This is a genomic window from Mycobacterium sp. NPDC050441 (assembly GCF_040655355.1).
Lineage (GTDB): Bacteria > Actinomycetota > Actinomycetes > Mycobacteriales > Mycobacteriaceae > Mycobacterium.
This window is the reverse complement of the sequence record NZ_JBFAJS010000001.1, coordinates 715,629-735,367: the sequence shown is the minus strand read 5'-3', so window position 1 is coordinate 735,367 and position 19,739 is coordinate 715,629. Positions and strand designations below refer to the sequence as shown.

Here is a 19,739-nt window from a genome sequence, read left to right as displayed (position 1 = left end):
GGGTGAGTGGCGACATGTACCCATCTGATCTGGACGGCAACGCAATTGCGAGTTGATCACCAACAAACGGCACCGCAAGGCTGCATCATCAGTACGAGCCATGCCGCAGAAGGGATCCAAATGAATGCTGTCGCAGTTGGCCAGCACCGACGGCTTCGGCGACATCTTCAGACACTTCGCGTCGATCCGAGTCTGATCGGAAGAAGGCGACCGAGTGAAGGTTACTCCCAGCGGACATCGCGGTCTATCCCGCTGGGGGGAACACCAAAACTGGGTGTCCATAGTTAATCGCTATCTGCAGGACTGAACATCACAACCTGCTTTCGGAGCCTTGATGATCAACCAGAAAACCTATGTGAACGCGACGGTCACGGGACACGAGTTTCCCGCACCTACAACAGGATTAGGCGATGTCCCGCACCTGCAGTGAAACCGATCCGATGCCCGGCATCGCAACAGCAGGCGAGTCCGTCGCTGACACGTACCTGATCCTCGGGGATACGGCGGTCGCCAAGCGCACTCTGTCCGCGCTACGCCGTCAGCGCCGGCGAGTGACTCACTTGCCAGCGCCCAGCGACGATGAACTCCGGGCAGCGTTGGAGGTGCGGCGCCGCGGTGTCGCGGTGCTGACACACAACGACGTGACCTCATTGCGATACGCACTTGTGGTCGCCCACGTTGGCAGCGATACTCCGCTTGTTGTAACTATTTTCGACCGCACAATCGGGGATGAGCTCAAAACGTTGCTGCCCCAGTGTCATGTCACCTCACCTGCGGATCTCGCTGCACCACCACTCACCGGACCCTGTCTACGGCGCAGGCTGCTGGCGGCATCCCGCAGCGCCGACGGGCTCGTTCGCACCATCGAGTCCCGCAATGGTCAACCCGTCGCACTTATTGCCGAACGGCAACGAGTCCCCCGGTGGCACATCCTGCTAACGCACCTCACAGGTCTGCTTCGCACCCCCGACAAAGGCACGCGTCTACTCCTGACAGGCCTCGCTGGGCTTCTGACCCTGCTCGTTGTCGACTGGGCGGTGCTCGTCGGTTGCGGTCACCGCGGCATAGTGCAGGGGTTCCACGAGGCGGTCAGCGTGATCGCCACAGTGGGACCGGCAAGCGAGATACACGACATCCCGGCCTACTCTGTATTCGCGGCGCTAGCCATGCTTGCCGCCATCGCGTTCACGGCGATGTTCACGGCAGGCATCGTGGACCGCATCCTGGGTCCTCGACTGCACGGCCTCCTCGGTCCGCGTGTAGTGCCGCACTCCGGGCACGTCATCGTCATCGGCCTCGGACAGGTTGGTCTGCGGCTGTGCCGGGAACTGCTCTCACTAGGAATTCCGGTAGTGGGCGTCGAACGCGATCGCAACGCAGCCAATCTGCGTCTGGTACGCCCTCTACGACTGCCTGTCGTCATCGGGCACGGCACCGATCGTCGACTACTAGAGAAGGTCGGTATCCACCGAGCCCGCGCCGTCGCCGCCGTCGGTTCAGACGACCTCGACAACATCGCCGTCGCCATTGCGGTGGCGAGGGTGGCTCCGTCTCGCCGTGTCGTAATCCGAGCAGGTGAACACGAGGCGATCGCTGAGACGCGATCGTTGTTTCCGTTGGGCATCGTCCGCGATGTAGCCAGTCTCAGCGCGGCGTATGTCGTCGCGCGTCTACTGGATTATCGGCCGCTATCCGTGATCAGCGACGACACCGAATTCTTCATCGAGGTTTCCCCCGGAACTTTTCATCGGGTAGGCGCGAGCCCAGCCCCTGAGAGTATGGATGCTCCGCACCGCTCCGACACTCAGACAGCGCAGACGGTTTGAGCACGAACTCATTCACGGGCGGTGCGATGGTCGCCGAGGCGGTCGGCGACTGTTGCACCTGCTCAAACCGGACTTAGGCTAGACGGTGATTGACCTGGCGCGAGTAACCAGGCTGAGCGGTGCGGTGCAGACCACGCAATCGGACTTCAGTGCGACGATGTCATCGGTCGCGATAATCCCGGTTGGCTCGTGCCAGCCAGATCGGCTGCATCTTTGCCGATCTTGTCCGAACTGGCGGCATGGACGCCCACCAGCTCCAAATCGGGCCGGACGATGAGCGCCTGCGCAATGGAGCCCAGCGCCTTGCGGCGGCATCGACCTGAAGCTGATGCTGCTACTGGTCAAAATGTTGCGAACGCATCGTGGTATTGCGCCCACTTTGTTGGTGATATGTAGCAAGGTACGTTGTGCCGAGACCCCGGAGTGCGACGACTGTTGCATCGGCGCATGGAATTGTCGGCCAAAGTCGTCGCCGCAATTTTATCGACTATGCCGCTTGCTTTTTCGCTTTCCCGCCGTAGCGCTGTATTCAGCAGATACTGCTCTGACGATAGCTGTCAGAAACCGTTCGAGCTGCTCTGCGTTGGCGATGGTCTGATCCCCGACGAGGAGGCGGCCATAAACTCCGCCGATAAACGTCGTGACGGCGGTGCTTTGCATGTCGAGCAGTTCGGGATTGGACGCCGGTTCGGGTGGCAGAATCTGCTCGATCGCATCGCGGCACATGGTGATGATGTGGGGGAGGAAGTCTTGGTAAACCTCCGCCAGCGCAGGGTCACGTGTGGAGGCCAGCAGCAGTTCCTGGCGTGCTTTGTTGAGCATCAATCCGGCCCCGTCGCCCTGCATCATGACCAGATGCGCGATCCGGCCGAACGGTGAGTCGGACTTGGTTGATTCTTCAGTCACCGATTGCAGATTCGCGGTGTCCATCTCGGCGACGCGTTCGGCGACGCCGCGCAACAGTGCAGCGCGAGTGCGGTAGTAGTAAGACGTCGTCCCGCTAGGTACTCCGGCTTGCTGGTCTACCTTGGGATGACTCAGCCCATGCGATCCCTGCTCGGCCAGTACTTGGACCGCCGCGTCGCATAGTTCACGCCGACGTTTCTGGCCGTCGCGTTTTCGTTGTGTAGCGATGTCGCTCAGTGTAATGGGGCTACCGCGGTCTATGGGTGGCGCTGCACTGTGCCGAGGACGATGTTTCGTACCTGGTCGCCCTCCTCGGCCACATGCAGGCATGGGCACTGTGCCATGGTGTAATACCGCAAATCGCACCGACTCCGGGGGGTCGGCACAAGCTCGCTGCTGCATGGGCATTGAGATCGAGCCGCGCGCTAGCGGTGGTGGACAGCGTCGATGGCTGTGAAGCCAGTGTCACGCCATTCTGACGGATGCGGTCACCGCCTCGCCTCCACCCGACAGGTGAATCGTTTCTTGCGACGCCGACGCTGACTTCGCGGATACCGGCGGTCATCTCGTCTGCCCCACCAGGCAATCCAGGTGTTGCCGGGCGCCAGTCCCGACCATCGCATCCGGTGTGCAGAAACCAGCCATTGACAGCACCTCTAATGCGTTAGAGGATGACCTCTAACGCATTAGAGGATGGAATCGAGGGATCTAATGGCTGGAATCCACCGGGAGCGCCCTGGCGCTGAGGCGCTCGAAATTGCCACGGGTGACCCAGCAATATCGCTTGGCAGCGACATCTGGATGTCGCCTGGTGTCTCGAATTCCTACGCCGTGGGAACCGACGATGGCCGGGTGATTGTCAACGCAGGCCTGGTCTTCGAAGGAGCGCTGCGCCAGAGAGCGTTCGCAGGCGTGGCCGGCCCGACGCGGGCGATCATTGTCACCCAGGGGCATGGCGACCACTGGGGAGCGGTCAACTCGCTACGCGAGGACGGCACAGAGGTGGTGATGCACTCCAGCTACCGATATTGGCGCAGCGACCACGAACTACTCGCCGGCTACCGGGCGCCCAAGACGACGTTCGCGTTCGAGAAGTTCTCCATCGCCATCATGAAATACTTGGGCACCGTCGATCCGGCGACTATCGACTTCAGCTTTCCTGAACCGAGCACTACATTCGACCGACGCCTAGAATTGAAATACGGCGGACGCCGCTTCGAGTTGGCATCGACGCCTGGTGGGGAGACCACCGACTCGCTGGTGGTGTTTCTGCCGGATGATCGAATCCTCTTTACGGGCAACCTTTTCGGACCGCTGTTCGGCCATGTGCCGAACCTGATGACGATCCGCGGTGACCGGTACCGCGACCCCCTCCTCTACGTCGAGTCGCTAAACACCGTGCTGTCGTTTGCGCCCGAACGCCTGATCACCGGTCACTTCAACCCGATCGAAGGCGCCGACCGTATCGCGGAAGAGGTCACCGCGATGCGTGATGCCATGCAGGCCGTGCACGACCGCACCGTGGAGCTGATGGCGGCCGGCTCTGATGTCTACACCGCCATGCGTGAAGTGCGTGTACCTGAGCAGTTTGACGTCGGTGAAGGCTATGGCAAGACGTCTTGGAACGTTCGGGCGATCTGGGAGATGTACGCCGGCTGGTTCCAGCATCGCTCCACGACCGAGTTGTACGGCGTTGCTCCGGCGTCGGTCGCGCACGAGGTGGTGGCTGCTGCTGGTGCGGACAGCCTCATCGGGGCCGCGCGCAGGCACGTCGCAAGCAATCGACCCGTCGAAGCACTTCACTTGACGGACTTGGTTCTTGCAGCGGAGCCGACCAATCCGGAAGCGCGTGGGGTTGCCATCGATGCCCATCAGATGTTGCTGAGGGACACCGAAAACTTCTGGGAGTGGGCCTGGCTCACTAACGCCATCAATGAATTGGGGACTACGGAATGAACACTGCTACTTTTGATTTTACTGGATCCGATGTACTGGTGACAGGTGGCACCTCGGGTATCGGCAATGGCATCGCCACCGCGTTCGCCAAAGCCGGTGCAGCCGTGACTATTACAGGAACCCGCGCATCAGCATCAGACTACGACGCCGATCTTTCCGGGTTCACGTATCACCGGTGCCAGATTCAAGATCCGAAATCCATTGACGACCTGACGGATTCGCTCGGCGCCCTAGATATACTGATCAATAATGCCGGTGGCCCGTATCCGGCCGGTGATGAATACGATCCTGACGGGTATGTCGCCTCCGTAACTCAGAACATGTGCGGGCCGATGCGGCTGACCATGCGCTGTTACGAACGACTCCAATCGAGCAGAGTGCCGGGCGGTGCGAGCGTAGTCAGCATCGTTTCCATGTCAGCGTTCCGCTCAGCGGTTTATGTCCCTGGGTATGCCTCATCAAAAATGGGACTAGTCGCGCTCACGATGAATCTCGCTCGACGCTGGGCGAACGACGGCATCCGGGTCAACGCGGTCGCTCCCGGCCTGATCGACACCCGCATGACGCACCCTGCGATGAGTATGCCCGAAGTCCTCGACATCGAAATCGGTTTCCACACGCCGTTGGGTCGGCCCGGCACTCCGGAGGATTGCGTGGGCGCAGTGCTCTTCCTGTGCACCGAGACCGCCTCGTATATCACCGGCGCCAGCATCGCTGTCGATGGCGGCTACCTCACCGTCTGAGCCGCACGTCCCACAAGAAAGGCAAGATAAGTGAGCGAGTTCCCCACAGTCTCATCATCGGACGACGTCCTCAAGTTGGCGCAACAGAAAACGGGGCTACACGATATTGACTCGGATTCGTGGCGCCCTGGGCTGGACCTCCTGCTCGAAGAGGTCAACACTTCGTCCGCGTTCACCGCGCACGGCCGCGAAAGCATCATCGGAGACGCAGTCGATACGCTTGCCCGCCGGCTGCGGGTGCACAGCTACATCCAGCAGCACCCCGAGGTGCTCGACTTGCCCGTCGAACGCCCATTGATCACGCTGGGAATGCCACGAACCGGAACCACCGTTGTCAGCTATCTGCTCGACCAGGACACGTCGCGGCGCTCACTGTTGCACTGGGAGTGCATCTACCCGGTGCCACCAGCTACCGCTGACACATTGCGGACCGACCCACGCTGCTTGGCCCTACTCGATGAGCGCCAGCAGATCCTGCAGTTTGTGAAGGACGCGAATATGCCACTGCCGCACTGGGAAGACGCCGACGGACCCACTGAATGCATGTTCATCCACACCCAGGATTTCAAAGGACTGTCCTGGGATTCGTACCTCTCGACGCCGCATTATGCACGGTGGGTCATCAACGAAGCGGACATGACCAGCACGTACGAGTACCAGAAGCGTTATTTGCAAGTTCTCCAATCGGCGGCGCCGGGAACGTGGAGCCTGAAGATGCCGTCGCACTCGGTGCACGTCGAGGCTCTGCTTTCAGTGTTTCCCGACGCTCGGTTGATCTGGGCGCATCGGGATCCCTACAAGGCGACCGGATCGCTGTGCAATCTGTGGAAGCTGCCCAAGAGCATGGTGATGAAACCCGACGCTATGGATCTGGCGGCCATCGGTCGAAATGCTATGAGTCAAATGCAGTCCCACGTCGAACGTCCGCTGCGGATCCGTGAGCGCATCGGCGACGACCGGTTCTTTCACATGTATTACCACGAGCTGATGGCCGATCCGATGGACGTGATGCGGCGCATCTATGCCTGGGCGGGCGACGAATTGGATTCCGAGACTGAGTCCAGGATGTACAAATGGCTCGCTGAGCACCCGCAGAATCGGTTTGCGCCCAACTCGTACAGCCTCGATCAGTACGGTCTGACCGTGGAGCAGCTGCAACCGGTTTTCGCCGAATACCTCGCCGCCTTCGACATCGAGCTCGAGGAGACCTCCTGATGCTCGGATCGCCGCTGGCTGCCACTGACTGCTACCACGTCGGAATCGTGGCTGCCGACATCGATGTAGCGGCTCAACGCCTGACCGCCAGCGCGGGATACGAGTGGACGCGGCCGATCGACTACACCGTTGAGGTAGTCACGAGTTCGGGCGAACGCCATTTGCCCTTTCGGTTCGTCTACTCCTTGCAGGCGCCGCATATCGAGTTGATAGCCGAGGTGCCCGGAACGCCGTGGACAGCCCCAGCACACCATCTCGGCTATTTCGTCGATGACATCGCCGCCGTATCCACTCGCCTGGAGAGTGCCGGCTTCAAGCTGGAGGTCAAACCGGTAGGCGATATCGCCGACTCTTTCGCTTACTTCATCGACCCGGCCGGCATACGGATTGAGCTTGTGAACCGAGCACTATTCCCAGATTGGCCTGCGTTTCTCAATGCCGCCGCGGACCGGAGGTGAATGCGCGGTACGCGTATTGTCTGTTGTGTGGCAGATGCGCCTAGTAGTTGGTCCGACCAGCAGGCTGGCATTGATTGCCGCAGTGCGGTCGGAGCTTTGGCCAGCTGCAGCCTGCGACTGGCGCATTCGTCGAAGCGCCTACAGTGCAACGAAACTTGCTCAACAGCGATCTCAGCTCGTCATCGACTAGAGACCTGGATTCGTGATGGAAATGGGCCGCGAGACGGCCCGATTGTTCGCGCGATATGACCATGTCCAGCATCCGAGGGGCAAGCCGAGACGTGTACCCATCTGATCTGGATTACCGTGCGATTGCGCAATTCATCCCCGTTCCCCGTCCCGCAGCTGCGGGCTATAACGCAGAAGGGATCCAAATGAGTGCTGAGGAAGTTCTTCGTCGGAAGATTGACGCGTATCTGACATCGATCGATGCGGCCGACACCGAGGGGGCCGAGGCGGTGTGGGAAACCAGTGATCGGGTGTCGTTCATCCATCCACGCGGTCATGAGTATGGCTGGCATGAGGTCGCGAAGAACTTCTACGGCATCACGATGGGTGCCACATTCAGTCAACGCTCGCTGCGCCTCGACGGTGAACCACGCATCACCATCTATGAGAATGCCGCCGCGGTCGTCGAATTTGAGTGGACGTTCGTCGCGCTAAGAGTCGACAACGGGGAGACGCTTCGGACACGAGGCCGCGAAAGTCAGGTCTTCATCTCAACTGGTGAAGACTGGAAACTGGTGCACGTCCATTACTCAGGCCCACCGGTTACTGGTGCTGGCCAGGGATTCTGACTGGAGACCGAGCGAGGCTATGTGAGATCGTCTGCCCAAGCCGGGTGGGTTTCAGCGGGGACCACGTGCTGGCTGGGATGTCCGTGCGCGAGCGGCAGCGGTGCAGCGTTGTCAGCTCTGTCAGTTCGACCCACGGCCAGTGCCGTGTTGCGACGTGCGAGGAGCAGGAACGTTGAAGGCCGCAGTTTATGAGACCAATGGTGACCCAGAGGTACTTCGGTATCAAGACATCGCCGATCCCGTTGTGGGACCTGGCGATGTCCTGATTGCAGTCGAGGCGATCAGCGTCGAAGGTGGTGACATTCGCCACCGTCGACTAGTGGCAGCCGCCGAGCCGCATGTGGTGGGCTACGCTGCCGCCGGTGTGGTGCGTGCGGTAGGTATTGGGGTGCAGAGATTCGTCATCGGTCAGCGGGTCACGGCCTTCAACTGGAGTGGCTCGCATGCTGAGTTCTGGTCAGTACCAGTAGATTTCGTATACGCTGTGCCAAACGATCTGTCCATCGAGGTCGCTGCCACCATCCCGGTGGCCTTTGGTACCGCCCACGATGCCTTGTTCGAGTTTGGGAAACTGACAACGGGACAAACAGTGCTAGTCCGCGGCGCCGCCGGAGGAGTGGGCATCGCCGCCATCCAACTGGCCAAGTCGGCAGGTGCCAGCGTCATCGCCACCTCATCCTCCGACGAGCAAGGGCGACAACTGTGCAGAGTTGGTGCGGACCACGTGGTGAACTACTCCACCGACGACACCCCGGCATCTGTTCTGGCCATCACCGATGGCGTAGGCGTCGACCTCATGGTCGACATGGCGGGCGGGGCGGACCTACCTGTACTGTTCGGTGCACTCCGTCGACGGGGTCGGGTCTCAGCAGTTGGCATGAGCGCTGGGCAGCCGATCCTGTCCTACATGGACCTAATCTCGCGCCTGCTCACCATCTCGGGAATCTCGTTTGGCACCGAAATGCACCTGCCGCGCGCCAGGACCATCGTCGAGCACTGCTTGCAGCGGGCCGCAGAGGGTGACCTGACCATGCCGATCGATCGGAGATTCCGGCTCGACGATGCCGCCGCGGCCCACCGCTACGCCGAGTTCGGGCGACCGTTCGGACGGGTCGTGATCGTGCCCGTGGGCTGACGACAGACGAAGCGCGTCGTTGCTTCGCGTCATGACCGTCCGAGCAGTTCCATGAGCTTCTGCGGTGAAGAGCCGGTGAGGCGCTCGACGGTGTCGGTCACGAGAGCAAGCTCGCCGGCGGCGATCGCGGTGTAGGTCGAAACCCACGCATCCAGTTGCCATTCGGGCACACCATAGGGTCGCCGCGAGGCGTAAGCCTCCTCGATGGTCTCCTGCTGGTATGTCGTTGCGCGCCCGTTGATCTCAGTGATCGTGTGCGCGACCTGGGCCAGGGTTATTGCTTCCGGGCCGGTAAGGTTGTACAACCAGGCGTGTTCTGGCGTCGGCCGAGCTGAGGAGATTGCTGACGATAGGGCCGACGTGCCCGCTGGCTCCGGTGATGGCGATAACGTCGCTGGCACTCACTTTCGTGTTCCTTTCGAGCGTTGGTGACAAAAGATCACGTGCGCAGGTGCCGATCTCGATCGGCATACTGGCGCCTCTGCCCGTGCCGAGTATCGGTCTCGGCAGTCGGTGTAAGCATTGACGGGCCTCGGTGAGGTTGATCTCGCCAACTTCGCACCGAGTCGGTCACGCACACTGCCTCCGCAGGTGAGTATGCCGTGGGATCACGGAGATGGCGTGGGCGAGCGCGTAGGACAGGACTTCCGGACATCATGGGCGATTTCGATCCGGGCCTAACCGCGCGGGTTTCGGGCCCGGGGGCAGACGTCGCGCGGAGTTCCGGGGATGGCAGGCCGAGTATTGGTAGGCGCGTCGAATGCGGCAGTCGCAGCGGTTCGTATTGTCATGTATCTCCTTTTCCGCCTGACGATTACTGCACGTTGGTTGACAGAAACGTCAAGGGGAGGCCGAACACCGACGAGTCGATCTCGTCGAGGAACGAGCCGTTGCCCGAGAAGCTCTGCCGAAAGCGTGTGGTCGCGCTGTAGCGTTCCGCGATGGATTCGGCTGCCGCGGCGTCGGGAAGTCGCAGCACCACGGTGTAGATGCCGTTGCCATTGCTGTCGAGGAACTGTCGCACCGAGTTGGCGACGGGCGCTGTTGATTCGCTGATCGGGCTGACGAGCTCGATACCCCGCTTCCAGTCCAGATGGACATGTAACCCGAGTTCGTTCAGTTCGAGGATCTCGAAGACGAAACCGAGATCGGTGAACAACTCGGCCACTGCATCGTGCTGCTGCCGCGCCACCGCGCAAACGACGTGATGAAGCCGCGGTTCTCCGGGGGTGTCGGTCATTTCCGCACCAAACCACGGGGTTTGACCAGGCCGAGATCGAAGTGGGTGAGCCACCCGGGCGCAGCATCGCAGACATCGGGAATTGCGTTGATTGCACTCATCGCGGTCCAGTTGTAGCCCGGATGCGCAACAGCGCCGTCCGGTTGATCAGTGCCTTCGAGCGTCAGCTCAGTCGACGGATCTCCTGCGATCACGATCCGGTACCGTGTCTTGCCCCAATCCCAGGCTGGCTCCAGTGCGCCGGCACCGGCTGTGGTGTAGATCGCGTGAAAGACGATGAGCGGCCGACCCTCGACCCATGCCGTCCATTCGTGATGCTGAGCGGCCACAGTGCCCTGGGGTATCGCTCCGAGACTGTGCGGTATGTCCTCCGTCGCGATGGCAGCTTTCACGCCTGAGGTCACCTCGTCGATCTTCACATGAAGGCCGTCTGCGATCATGGCCATCGACTGGGCGAAGAACGGGACGCCGAGACCGAGAATCGTTGGCTCTGAGAGGAACTTACCCTTCTCTTTGCCGAAGCCCAACGAGTCGATGTGATCCAGCGGTGCATCGGTGAGGACATTGACGACTTCGTACACCTGGATCCGGTCTACTCTGCTGACGACCCGAGCGAGCGTGAGAGGCAGTACGTCGCCGGCAAAGCCGGGGTGAATACCGCCTCCATGAAACGATGTTGCACCTTCCTGACAGGCAGCGCGGATCTTGGCGCCGTCCTCGGCGAAGTCCGGCGTCGGATGGAAGAACCCACTGGTGGTGACGACGTTTTTGCCGCCGCGCAGCAGTCGGCACACCTGGCTGACATCCATTAATAGGGGTGTGTAGAAAACACAGTCAGCATCGAGCGCCACGATCGCGTCGATGTCATCGGTGGCGATGACACCTGTCGGTGCGATCCCGGTAATCTCGCCGGCATCCTTGCCAACTTTGTCAGGGTTGTGCACCAGCACACCGACCAGATCGAACACTGGATTATCCGCGAAGTGTCGTATAGCCGCCTCTCCGACGTCCCCTGTCATCCACTGGATGACTCGGTACTGTCTTTCAGCCATCGGCAGCCCTTCCTAGCTCGAGCCGACACGGAGCACTCCGCGCGGAACTAGTAGTGGTAGATCGTTGTACGTCGCAATGCCCGCAGGTGCGGCAACCACGGCAGGTATCGCGGTGATCGCCGGCATAGCAGTGATGGTCAAGCCCAGCATGATGTAGTCGTTCAACGATTCACCCTTAAAGTCCGGCGGCGGCAGGAAACTCAGTGTCGTCTTGATTGTCGGTCTGCCGTGCACTTCGACGGTGTATCCCATGTGCAGTGGCCAATCCGGTTCCAGGGATTGGCCTTTGCGCCACTGCCCGCCGATCTCGATGACCTCACGGTCGCCGACAATGCCTTTCCATCGGACGTCGATTCCTGCGACGCAGCCTTGGGAAATCGTCCAGTCACCCGGTAGATGGAGATCCTCGGTGGCCTGTGCATACTCGACGTCGCAACGCACGTCGTCGAGCTCGATGCCGAGGGCGTCGGCGACCAGGAGCACACCATCGCGGAAAATGCCCGAACCGCTCTCGGTGATGGCGCGAAGATCCGGTTGGTCGATGGGGTACCCGAAACCCATGGGAATTTCGGTGGCAGGCGAGTTGTAGATAGTCGTATCAATGGATTCCAGTGTGGAGATCTTGTCGACCCGATCGGAAAGGCCCGCTGAGACGATGGCGAAGAGCTGGATGAATCCAGGATTGATACCGCTGCCGAAGATGGTGGCACCACCTGATTCACACGCTTCTGCAATGCGCTCGCGGCCCGAACCGAGGAAGTGTCCTGTGATGAATCCCGCGGTGGCCACGACGTTGATGCCTGCGCTGAGAATCTCGACTAGTTCGTCTACGTTAGCGAACATCGGGTTGTAAACCACACAATCGGGTTTGAGCGCGAGTAGTGCGTCGATGTCGTCGCTAGCCTTCACGCCGAGCGGTTCGATTCCGCACATTTCGCCGACATCCTGCCCGACTTTTTCGGGCGACCATGCGTAACAGCCGACGAGCTGCAATGTGGGGTTGGCGGCGATCGCGTGCACCGACTTCTTACCGACGTTTCCGGTCGTCCATTGAACGATGCGGTAGGTCATTGGGGATTTCCTTCCGTTCCTTCGTACGCGGGGTCAGCGGCAAGTGAAGTGAGGAGTCCGGCACCTGCAGAGGCCTGCCGGTCAGCCCAGCGAGGTCGCGGACGAACGCTCAGACGGTGCCGAGGCTGGAGAACATCACCCCCAGAACCATGATCAGGCCTGTACCCCCGGCCGCGGCGCAACGGAGAATCTCCCAAACCCAACCCATTGCAATCCTCCCTATTGATGGGTCGCAATCAACCGGACAATTCTCGAGTCAGGGTTGATTCACCACATCAGCCCACGTATGAGGTCAGTCGGCGGAATGTCCTCGATGGAGATCAATCCCTTTGGGGCGCAGCATATCCAGTCGATCGCGTTGACAACTCGCGCCGCAGTAGAGATGCATCCCGCATCGGTGGAGTCGAGCACTGGATGAGAGACGTGCGTATTGATCTCGACGCGAGGGTCACCTTCAACGACGACGCGGTGGACGCCAACCTGGTTGTCCGGTGGGTACTCCCACTCAGGTGCTGAGGCCGGGGTGAGTCTGTTGATGTGCTCCATCGTGATCACTGGGGCTCCGTCACGGATCCCTTCTACCGCGAATCGGGCCGCGGCCATCTGGCCTGGTTCGACAGTGGCCATCTTGCATTCGATGCGCTGGTCGGTGTACCACGGCTCGGTGCGCTGACGAACTTCGTCGAGTTCGACGCCGAGCTGTCCGGCCAGGTTGCGAACCGGGCCGCCCCACATTGAAGTGATGACGCCTGGTAGGAAGAGCATCGGCGCGTCGTCGTCGGCGGTCATCCCGAAGCCCATTGTCTTTCCGGTGAACTCATAGTCGTCGTAATTGGAGTAGTCGAAGATCTCCTGGACGGTGATTGACCTGGCGCGAGTAACCAGGCTGAGCGCACTGTGTACCTCGGTATCGCCCGAGAATCCTGGATCGATGCCGTTGACGTACAGCGAGGAGTTTCCGGTGTCACAGGCCGCGTCGAGTGGGACTCGCAGCCAATCATCGACCTGATGAGGGGCCACCAGCCACACCATCGAGGTGGCTGCGACGTTGATACCGGCGGCAAGGAACTTCGACATCTGCGCGATAGCTTCCATTGGCCGGGTTTCGCCCTGGGCGGTGTAGACCACGCAATCGGGTTCCAATGCGATCAGCGCATCGATGTCATCGGTCGCGATAACCCCGGTTGGCTCGTACCAGCCAGCCAGATCGGCTGCATCTTCGCCTATCTTGTCTGGACTGGCGGCATGGACGCCCACCAGCTCCAAATCGGGCCGGCCGATGATCGCCTGCAATGAATGGCGACCGACATTGCCTGTGGAAAACTGCACCACTCTTCGCATCTGCTGTCTTTCTGGCTTAGTAGTCGGGAATCGGAAGTGGTGAGTTGTTGGACTCGATGCCTCCGTCGACATGGAAGATCGCGTTGGTTGCGTAGCAGTCACGGGTGCTGAGGTAGACCGTCAGCCGACCGAGATCCTCTACGTCGCCGAGCCGGTGAAGTGGCGTGTTTTCCTTCATCTGTTCCAGTGAGCCGGGCATCAGGTCTAAGCTCTGTTGCAGGCCATCTGTGGCGAACGAACCCAATGCGATCGCGTTGACTCGGATCTTTGGTGCCAGTTCCTGTGCCATTGCCCGGGTGAGGGCTTCGAGCCCGCCCTTGGCGGTGCAGTAGGCAGTCAAGGCGCGAATGCCGAAACGCGCTGAGCCCGAAGAGATGTTGATGATCGAGCCGTGGCCGGCATTAAACATGTGGGGCGCTACGAGCTGACTCATGATGAAGGCGGAGGTGACACACCAGTCGAACGTGTGCCTGAAGTCGTCGTCGGTGATGTCCAGGAAGCGTGAATACGTTGCGCCGCCAACATTGTTGACGAGTATGTCGATGCGGCCGAAATATTCCATGGCTGTCTCCACGACGCGTTCCCCGTCGGGACGACTCATCGCGTCGGCGACCAGTGCCAGCCCTTTGCCCCCGGCGTCTTCGATGTCGGAGATCGTTTTCGCGATGGCCGACTCCGTGCGCGCCGTTCCGACCACCGTCGCGCCGGCCTCGGCCAGAACCCGCGCAATCCCTTGTCCGACACCCTTTCCCGCACCGGTAACGATCGCGACTTGACCATCCAGACTGAACTGCTCCATGGCCATGAGTTCGATCCTCCTCTGGACTGCACTCGCTGTTGGTACATCGATCACCCTGACTGGGATCAGCCAAACGCGAGAGGGGTTGGCCGACGCGAAGTGTCGCCGTAAGTATACGATTACGTTGACTTAAGTCAACAGCCCTTCGTGGCCCTATTGCTGGCAGCTACGGCGTACAGGAGCAGTTCATGGTAGTCGCGGACAAACTGTCGCGGCGTCAGGCCAAACGCCTACAGACGCGAGAGCGTCTCATGGGAGCGGCCGTGGCAGAGTTCAAGCGTGCGGGCGTGGCCGCGGCAGATGTCGGCGCCATTGTCTCTGCGGCCGGGGTTGCTCATGGCACCTTCTTTTTTCATTTTCCGACGAAGGAACATGTACTGCTGGAGCTGGAGCGGCGCGAGGAGGAGCGGATCAGCAAGCGGTTCGCCCGCTACGTGAACTCTGCCAGCAGCTTGGATGCCAAGTTGACAGAGACAATCCGCTTGGTCAGAGGCCTTGAGCACCGACTTGGTGCGGCTCTATTCAAAGACTTTCTTGCCCTGCATTTTTCACCGACACGACCGGCCGCCGAGCACGCCCAGGATCACTCAATGATCGTTCTGATCGCCCGCGAGATTGAGCGCGCTCAAGCGCTCGGGGAAGCGGCACCCCATGTAGATTCGATGAACAGCGCTGTCTTCTTCCTGCTTGGCCTCTACGCCCTGTTAGTCACCACGCACGACTGGCCTACGCAGAGCGAAATGCTCAAGGATTACGTATGCCGAACACTATGCGGTCTCGGCATCGGCTAGTGGAGCCCCCAGCCTGCTGAGGATGGCACAGGGGATCCGTCTACGACACCGGTCCGCAAACGCGGACCGGACACCACCGACACCGGCCATGTCGTGTGCGTTGCTGCGTTAGTGGTCACCGATCATGCGGACTGCCGTGCTCCCGCATTCGCACCGATGCATAACCCGAAAAGTTCAGCAGTCCACCGTGATTCGTGGATAAGGCATCAATACTGAGTCGAGCCTTGATCGACCGAAATGCTTGCCGCGGTCACGTTTCGTGACTCGTTGCTGGCGAGCCATGCGACAGCGTCGGCGATGTCCTCAGGGTCGGCAACCCAACTGGGGAGAAACGGAGTCAACATGTGGGCAAGTTGCGGGTTGGATTCGCTCGCCCGTGTCAGCGCGGTAACCATGTCCCCGGTACCCATCGCACTGTTGACCGGACCGGGATGCACGCTGTTCACCCGGATCGAGTGCCTGCCCAACTCGGCAGCAAAAGCTCGTGCCATGCCGGTGACGGCATGCTTGCTGGATGTGTAGTGGACCATGAATGGTTGCATTTTGATTCCCGCGGCAGAACTGATCAATACGATCGACCCGCCCCTGCCGCCTTCGACGATCTTCGAAGCACCGGCCATCACCGTGTTCCATGTGCCGGTCACGTTGATGTCGATCACGTCACGGAAATCCTCCGGCGTGATGGCATCCCATGCCTGAGGCGCCGAGACACCAGCGTTCGCAACAATGATGTCAAGGCGGCCAAGTGCGAGAACACCGCCGCGAACCGCTCGCTGCATTCCATCAAAATCACGGACGTCGACAACCGAAGCGATGATCTGACGCCCCGTGGCTTCGACCAGCTCCACCGTCTCTGCGAGATCGTCGGTGGTCGCGGAATCATATGGCACGCAAGGCGGCAGCTTGCCGGCTATATCGACGGCGATCACATCGGCCCCCTCGCGGGCCATTCGAACCGCATGCGCGCGTCCCTGTCCACGTGCGGCGCCGGTGATAAAGGCAACTTTTCCCGCCAGACGATCTGCCACTATGGCTCTTCCCTTCGGTCGGATATGGCTGCGATAGCAATGCCCGCACGATTCGCGGACAACCGGACTGAGCACCACGACGTCTTCAGGGGATGCGATCCCAAGTGTGGGCGATCCGGCACTAAGTACACGATACCGTATATAAAATTTCTCAAACCACCTATGCGCCGTCCGTTGTTCGGATATACCCATAACATGGCAGCGACGAATGTTGGTCGAGTTGGTGTTCTGGCGGCTGCGCTTGGTATAGGGGCCGCAGTCATGACGGGGTACGGGTGCGGCTGGGCACGGGCCGATACCGGCGGGGAGACGTCCTCGTCGTCTGCGCCCAACGTATCGAAGATGAAATCGCCACCCTCAGAATCAAAGTCGACTACCAGAAGGCCCACACTGCGCGTCCAGGCAAACGTGAGTGGAATGAATGCCCTGCCCGGCTTTGGGAAGACGATTCCACCTGCATCTGGAGTCCCCCTGCGGCAACGGCCCGAATTGTCGGCCGAGCTAAGTAACGATGACGGGGGTGAGACACCGACCAGTGGGTCGCCGACGAAACCAGGCGCTACCAAGCAAGGACCCCGGCCGCCCCGCAGTGGTGACAGTGAGAGCCATGGTTGGACAAAGAAACCCGCAGCAGCACTTGCCCCTCACAACGAGAGACGATCAAGGCGCTCCTCGGTCGCCAGCGGTCAATCGGGCCTGCAGTCCGCGATGAACACAGCAGTTTCTGCCACCCGGATCAAGGCGGGCAAGCCCCCAGTACTGACGACACTCACCAGGCTGGAAGCACCACCTGCAGAAACCGTCATCCCACCTGCACCAGTGAGAAACAGTGCAGTCGCTGCTGAATCGCAGTTGCTGCCCGCGCAGGCTCCAGCATCCTCGCTCAACAGCGGCATCACGCCAGTTGCTAGTCCGCCTAGGGCGGTCCTGACCGCGCTGTCTGTCACCGGAAAACCGGAAGCGCCCGCCCAATCGCCGGCGCTGTGGACTCTCCTTGCTGTCGCCCGACGCGAGTTCGATCCGACCGCATCTAGGGCGAATATGAAAAGGGACGATGTAGCTATCGATACTGCGACACCGATTGGGCAAGCAATCGTCAAGCCGGGTACCGACTTTGCACTCGGCGGGAACGTGCCTGCATGGCCAGCTCTGAGCCCAACCAGCAGCCTCTCCACAAATCTGATCCATCACGTCCCGGCAGACGCCACCGACATCATGGCAGGAGCAGTCGATGGACTCGCCGCCGAACTTCCGGCAACCTGGACCTCAGGAGGCACGTCCAGCTTCGCGCTGGACGGCACCCTCCTGCACAACTTGATTCCTACGCAGAGTGGCGACACCAATCGAGCTCTTATGGTCGGAGGGAGCCAAATTCGTGACTGGGCGACGTCTCTACTCGTCGATCACCAAGCCGTCAAGCCGAACATCTTCGACCAGCTAGGTATTGTCGCGCGTGTGCCGTATCCGGATTCGCCGCTCGCCGCAGCAGACGCACCAGCCTTCACCGGTCAGCCTTCCCTCGTAGAGCAGCTCTTCGTCGGCGGGTTGCGGCTGGTCAACCCCATCCTTCGCCTGGCAGGAATCGAGCTGACCGGCTCGAGCGCGTCGATTCCATTCATCTCCGATGGCACCCCGCCTTTCTTCCTGACCCACGGACTCACTGTGAGCAGCAGCGAGTATGACGGATGGAAAGTGTGGACGCTCACCCCGGCCAACCCATCCGGCAAGGTCGTGGTCGCAGTCCATGGAGGCGCTTTCGTCTCACAAGTCAACATCTTTCAGTGGTGGACATACACCGACATGGCGCGCGACACCGGCGCTACGGTGGTTGTCCCGCTCTATCCGCTGGCCAACGCCGAAGGCACCGGAGGGACGGCCAAGACGGTCGTGCCGACCATGGCCGATTTCATTGCCGACCAGGTAGCCGAACACGGGGCGGACAACGTCAGCGTCCTCGGCGATTCCGTGGGCGGCACCATTGCGTTGGCCGCGGCACAAGAACTCGTGCGGCGTTGCGACGGCGATGAGACCTGCCTAAGCCAAACACTGCCTGGCCACATGGTTCTCATCTCACCATTCCTGGATCTCAGCATGTCCAACCCAAACATCGCCCTGGTTGACGATCCACTTCTCAGCGCCGCGTCTTCGCGGAATTACGCCAAGCTGTGGGCCGCAGGTCTTGGCACGCCAGACGATCCGGACGGTACGAAGAACCCTATCGCGAGCCCGCTGTATGGCTCCCTGGAAGGGCTTCCGCCAACTACCGTCTACACAGGGTCCCTGGATATGCGTGCGCCGGACGTACTGGTCTTACAGCAGCGGGCCGCATCCACACCGGGTACCGACTTCGAGTTTGAACTCCGCAACGGTGCAATCCATGACTGGGTGATCTTCGCTTTCCTGCCCGATGCCATCGCCGAACGGCCCGGCATTTACGAACACCTGGGAATAGCAGGGGACGGCGACAACACGTGAATGTTGCCAGCGTCGCCAGGCTAGGCCGGCGACAGGACTTGGCTTCGCCGCACTCCTCGTTCGGTTGTAGCTAGTCAAAAAGTGTGAACGCCAGTAATATTCGCGAGCCATCGTGCTGTTGACGGCCACTGGCACCGGACTCGTAGGAGACCCGCGACCAGCGCGGTATATGGCGCCGGTGCTCGATCCTGTCACACTGGGCGAGCATCGTGAGTCAGGCTGTGTTAGGCGAATGCCGAATGACCGGTCCACGGCAGCGTGAATACGCTGCCGTGGCGCCGGATAACTGCGGTAGCGACCAGAAGCATCTGGGGTCCGCTGATGTGCAGGCTGATAACGCCACCTGCAGCGGCGCCGCTGACAAAGCTCACATACAGAAGCAGGTAGTCGAGCCAGTCTGAGAACGCGCCTCCGCTGATGTGGCGTTCCGGTGACGTAGCTCAATGGCACCGCCACTTCGCCATTTCGCCGTTTCCGCAAACGTTGCGTTTAGTGAACCGACGCCGAAAGTGATGAAGAGAATGGGGGGATAGAGGCACTTCACGGCCGGACCACATCCGCGCAACACGATGTCTAAGATCGTCGCGATCGCCAGCCGCAGGGTCGTCGAGACCATCACGCATGCGGTCGTTTCGACCACATATCCCGGCGGCCGAGTGGGCCGATGACTACTTCAGAAAGGAAGGTCGCTATTGGCAGCACCGCAGACATGGCGAGTGCTGGGCCGCCTCGGAACCATCCGAGCGCAGCGCGTTCGGTGTTGCCAGTCATGAAGGTAACGAAATAGCCGGCGGAATGGGCAAATGCCACGGCGCCCAGGATCCCGGCCGATCCCGCCAGGACCCACGGCGCGTGTAGAGCTGTCGAAAGTTCTTGTAATCGGGAGCCTTTGGGTCTCGTCGGTGG

The 19,739-nt window shown here is 60.7% G+C and carries 18 protein-coding genes and 1 pseudogene; 9 read left to right on the top strand and 10 right to left on the bottom strand.

What is annotated here, in order from left to right; genetic code table 11:
• The first annotated feature begins 410 nt into the window (after window positions 1–410).
• Window positions 411–1,826 carry an NAD-binding protein gene (locus AB0I14_RS03725; protein ID WP_301682136.1) on the top strand — a complete coding sequence of 472 codons (1,416 nt, stop codon included), beginning with the start codon at window positions 411–413 and terminating at the stop codon, window positions 1,824–1,826.
• 120 nt (window positions 1,827–1,946) lie between these two features.
• Here AB0I14_RS03725 and AB0I14_RS03720 read toward each other — a convergent pair.
• Both AB0I14_RS03720 and AB0I14_RS03715 read right to left on the bottom strand, forming a co-directional pair.
• Window positions 1,947–2,125, bottom strand: a pseudogene (locus AB0I14_RS03720) (dihydrodipicolinate reductase); the annotation flags it as partial.
• 181 nt (window positions 2,126–2,306) lie between these two features.
• Complete coding sequence (locus AB0I14_RS03715) at window positions 2,307–2,960, bottom strand: TetR/AcrR family transcriptional regulator (RefSeq protein WP_301685157.1); 654 nt, start codon at window positions 2,958–2,960, stop codon at window positions 2,307–2,309.
• Between the two features lie 483 nt (window positions 2,961–3,443).
• Here AB0I14_RS03715 and AB0I14_RS03710 point away from each other — a divergent pair, with 483 nt between their 5' ends.
• The 6 genes from AB0I14_RS03710 (at window position 3,444) to AB0I14_RS03685 (ending at window position 9,036) form a co-directional block, all read left to right on the top strand.
• Window positions 3,444–4,688, top strand: coding sequence for an alkyl sulfatase dimerization domain-containing protein (locus AB0I14_RS03710; RefSeq protein WP_358015973.1), 1,245 nt, complete (start codon window positions 3,444–3,446; stop codon window positions 4,686–4,688).
• A complete protein-coding gene (locus AB0I14_RS03705) occupies window positions 4,685–5,431 on the top strand; it encodes an SDR family oxidoreductase (protein WP_301682138.1) in 747 nt (248 codons plus the stop codon). The genes AB0I14_RS03710 and AB0I14_RS03705 overlap by 4 nt, the downstream gene beginning before the upstream one ends.
• Window positions 5,432–5,461: 30 nt before the next feature.
• On the top strand, window positions 5,462–6,646 hold the full coding sequence (locus AB0I14_RS03700; protein WP_358015970.1) for a sulfotransferase: 1,185 nt from the start codon (window positions 5,462–5,464) through the stop codon (window positions 6,644–6,646).
• Entirely contained in the window at window positions 6,646–7,104 is a 459-nt protein-coding gene (locus tag AB0I14_RS03695) for a VOC family protein (RefSeq protein WP_301682140.1), read from the top strand. Before AB0I14_RS03700 ends, AB0I14_RS03695 begins: the two co-directional genes overlap by 1 nt.
• Before the next feature lie 374 nt (window positions 7,105–7,478).
• A complete protein-coding gene (locus AB0I14_RS03690; protein ID WP_301682141.1) occupies window positions 7,479–7,901 on the top strand; it encodes a nuclear transport factor 2 family protein in 423 nt (140 codons plus the stop codon).
• 172 nt (window positions 7,902–8,073) lie between these two features.
• Complete coding sequence (locus AB0I14_RS03685) at window positions 8,074–9,036, top strand: zinc-binding alcohol dehydrogenase family protein (protein WP_358015967.1); 963 nt, start codon at window positions 8,074–8,076, stop codon at window positions 9,034–9,036.
• Window positions 9,037–9,065: 29 nt separating this feature from the next.
• Here AB0I14_RS03685 and AB0I14_RS03680 read toward each other — a convergent pair whose 3' ends face one another.
• From AB0I14_RS03680 to AB0I14_RS03655, 6 genes are all read right to left on the bottom strand, one after another.
• On the bottom strand, window positions 9,066–9,341 hold the full coding sequence (locus AB0I14_RS03680; protein WP_358015964.1) for a hypothetical protein: 276 nt from the start codon (window positions 9,339–9,341) through the stop codon (window positions 9,066–9,068).
• A gap of 509 nt (window positions 9,342–9,850) precedes the next feature.
• The gene (locus AB0I14_RS03675; RefSeq protein WP_358015961.1) at window positions 9,851–10,276 is read right to left on the bottom strand and encodes a hypothetical protein; all 426 of its coding nucleotides are present in this window, start codon (window positions 10,274–10,276) and stop codon (window positions 9,851–9,853) included.
• Entirely contained in the window at window positions 10,273–11,328 is a 1,056-nt protein-coding gene (locus AB0I14_RS03670) for a dihydrodipicolinate reductase (protein ID WP_358015959.1), read from the bottom strand. The genes AB0I14_RS03675 and AB0I14_RS03670 overlap by 4 nt, the downstream gene beginning before the upstream one ends.
• Before the next feature lie 12 nt (window positions 11,329–11,340).
• Window positions 11,341–12,399, bottom strand: a complete 1,059-nt coding sequence (locus AB0I14_RS03665; protein WP_358015956.1) for a dihydrodipicolinate reductase — start codon at window positions 12,397–12,399, stop codon at window positions 11,341–11,343.
• 267 nt (window positions 12,400–12,666) lie between these two features.
• Complete coding sequence (locus AB0I14_RS03660; RefSeq protein WP_358016763.1) at window positions 12,667–13,740, bottom strand: dihydrodipicolinate reductase; 1,074 nt, start codon at window positions 13,738–13,740, stop codon at window positions 12,667–12,669.
• Between the two features lie 16 nt (window positions 13,741–13,756).
• Entirely contained in the window at window positions 13,757–14,545 is a 789-nt protein-coding gene (locus AB0I14_RS03655; protein ID WP_358015954.1) for an SDR family oxidoreductase, read from the bottom strand.
• 182 nt (window positions 14,546–14,727) lie between these two features.
• Between AB0I14_RS03655 and AB0I14_RS03650 the strand changes: the two genes are divergently transcribed.
• Window positions 14,728–15,330: a TetR/AcrR family transcriptional regulator gene (locus AB0I14_RS03650; protein ID WP_358015951.1), complete on the top strand. Its 603-nt coding sequence runs from the start codon at window positions 14,728–14,730 to the stop codon at window positions 15,328–15,330.
• A 206-nt stretch (window positions 15,331–15,536) separates the two neighbouring features.
• On the opposite strand, the gene AB0I14_RS03645 is transcribed toward AB0I14_RS03650, so the two are convergent.
• On the bottom strand, window positions 15,537–16,358 hold the full coding sequence (locus tag AB0I14_RS03645) for a mycofactocin-coupled SDR family oxidoreductase (protein WP_358015948.1): 822 nt from the start codon (window positions 16,356–16,358) through the stop codon (window positions 15,537–15,539).
• Between the two features lie 708 nt (window positions 16,359–17,066).
• On the opposite strand from AB0I14_RS03645, the gene AB0I14_RS03640 reads away from it, so the two are divergent.
• Window positions 17,067–18,833, top strand: a complete 1,767-nt coding sequence (locus AB0I14_RS03640; protein ID WP_358015945.1) for an alpha/beta hydrolase fold domain-containing protein — start codon at window positions 17,067–17,069, stop codon at window positions 18,831–18,833.
• A gap of 615 nt (window positions 18,834–19,448) precedes the next feature.
• Here the strand turns inward: AB0I14_RS03640 and AB0I14_RS03635 are convergent.
• The gene (locus tag AB0I14_RS03635) at window positions 19,449–19,643 is read right to left on the bottom strand and encodes a DUF1275 family protein (RefSeq protein ID WP_358015943.1); all 195 of its coding nucleotides are present in this window, start codon (window positions 19,641–19,643) and stop codon (window positions 19,449–19,451) included.
• Between the last annotated feature and the right edge of the window lie 96 nt (window positions 19,644–19,739).

Coding starts and splice junctions, on each gene's coding strand:
- AB0I14_RS03660 (WP_358016763.1), bottom strand. CDS start 13,740: ATGCGAAGAGTGGTGCAGTTTTCCACAGGCAATGTCGGTCGCCATTCA.
- AB0I14_RS03690 (WP_301682141.1), top strand. CDS start 7,479: ATGAGTGCTGAGGAAGTTCTTCGTCGGAAGATTGACGCGTATCTGACA.
- AB0I14_RS03665 (WP_358015956.1), bottom strand. CDS start 12,399: ATGACCTACCGCATCGTTCAATGGACGACCGGAAACGTCGGTAAGAAG.
- AB0I14_RS03650 (WP_358015951.1), top strand. CDS start 14,728: ATGGTAGTCGCGGACAAACTGTCGCGGCGTCAGGCCAAACGCCTACAG.
- AB0I14_RS03640 (WP_358015945.1), top strand. CDS start 17,067: ATGAACACAGCAGTTTCTGCCACCCGGATCAAGGCGGGCAAGCCCCCA.
- AB0I14_RS03725 (WP_301682136.1), top strand. CDS start 411: ATGTCCCGCACCTGCAGTGAAACCGATCCGATGCCCGGCATCGCAACA.
- AB0I14_RS03695 (WP_301682140.1), top strand. CDS start 6,646: ATGCTCGGATCGCCGCTGGCTGCCACTGACTGCTACCACGTCGGAATC.
- AB0I14_RS03710 (WP_358015973.1), top strand. CDS start 3,444: ATGGCTGGAATCCACCGGGAGCGCCCTGGCGCTGAGGCGCTCGAAATT.
- AB0I14_RS03655 (WP_358015954.1), bottom strand. CDS start 14,545: ATGGCCATGGAGCAGTTCAGTCTGGATGGTCAAGTCGCGATCGTTACC.
- AB0I14_RS03705 (WP_301682138.1), top strand. CDS start 4,685: ATGAACACTGCTACTTTTGATTTTACTGGATCCGATGTACTGGTGACA.
- AB0I14_RS03675 (WP_358015961.1), bottom strand. CDS start 10,276: ATGACCGACACCCCCGGAGAACCGCGGCTTCATCACGTCGTTTGCGCG.
- AB0I14_RS03670 (WP_358015959.1), bottom strand. CDS start 11,328: ATGGCTGAAAGACAGTACCGAGTCATCCAGTGGATGACAGGGGACGTC.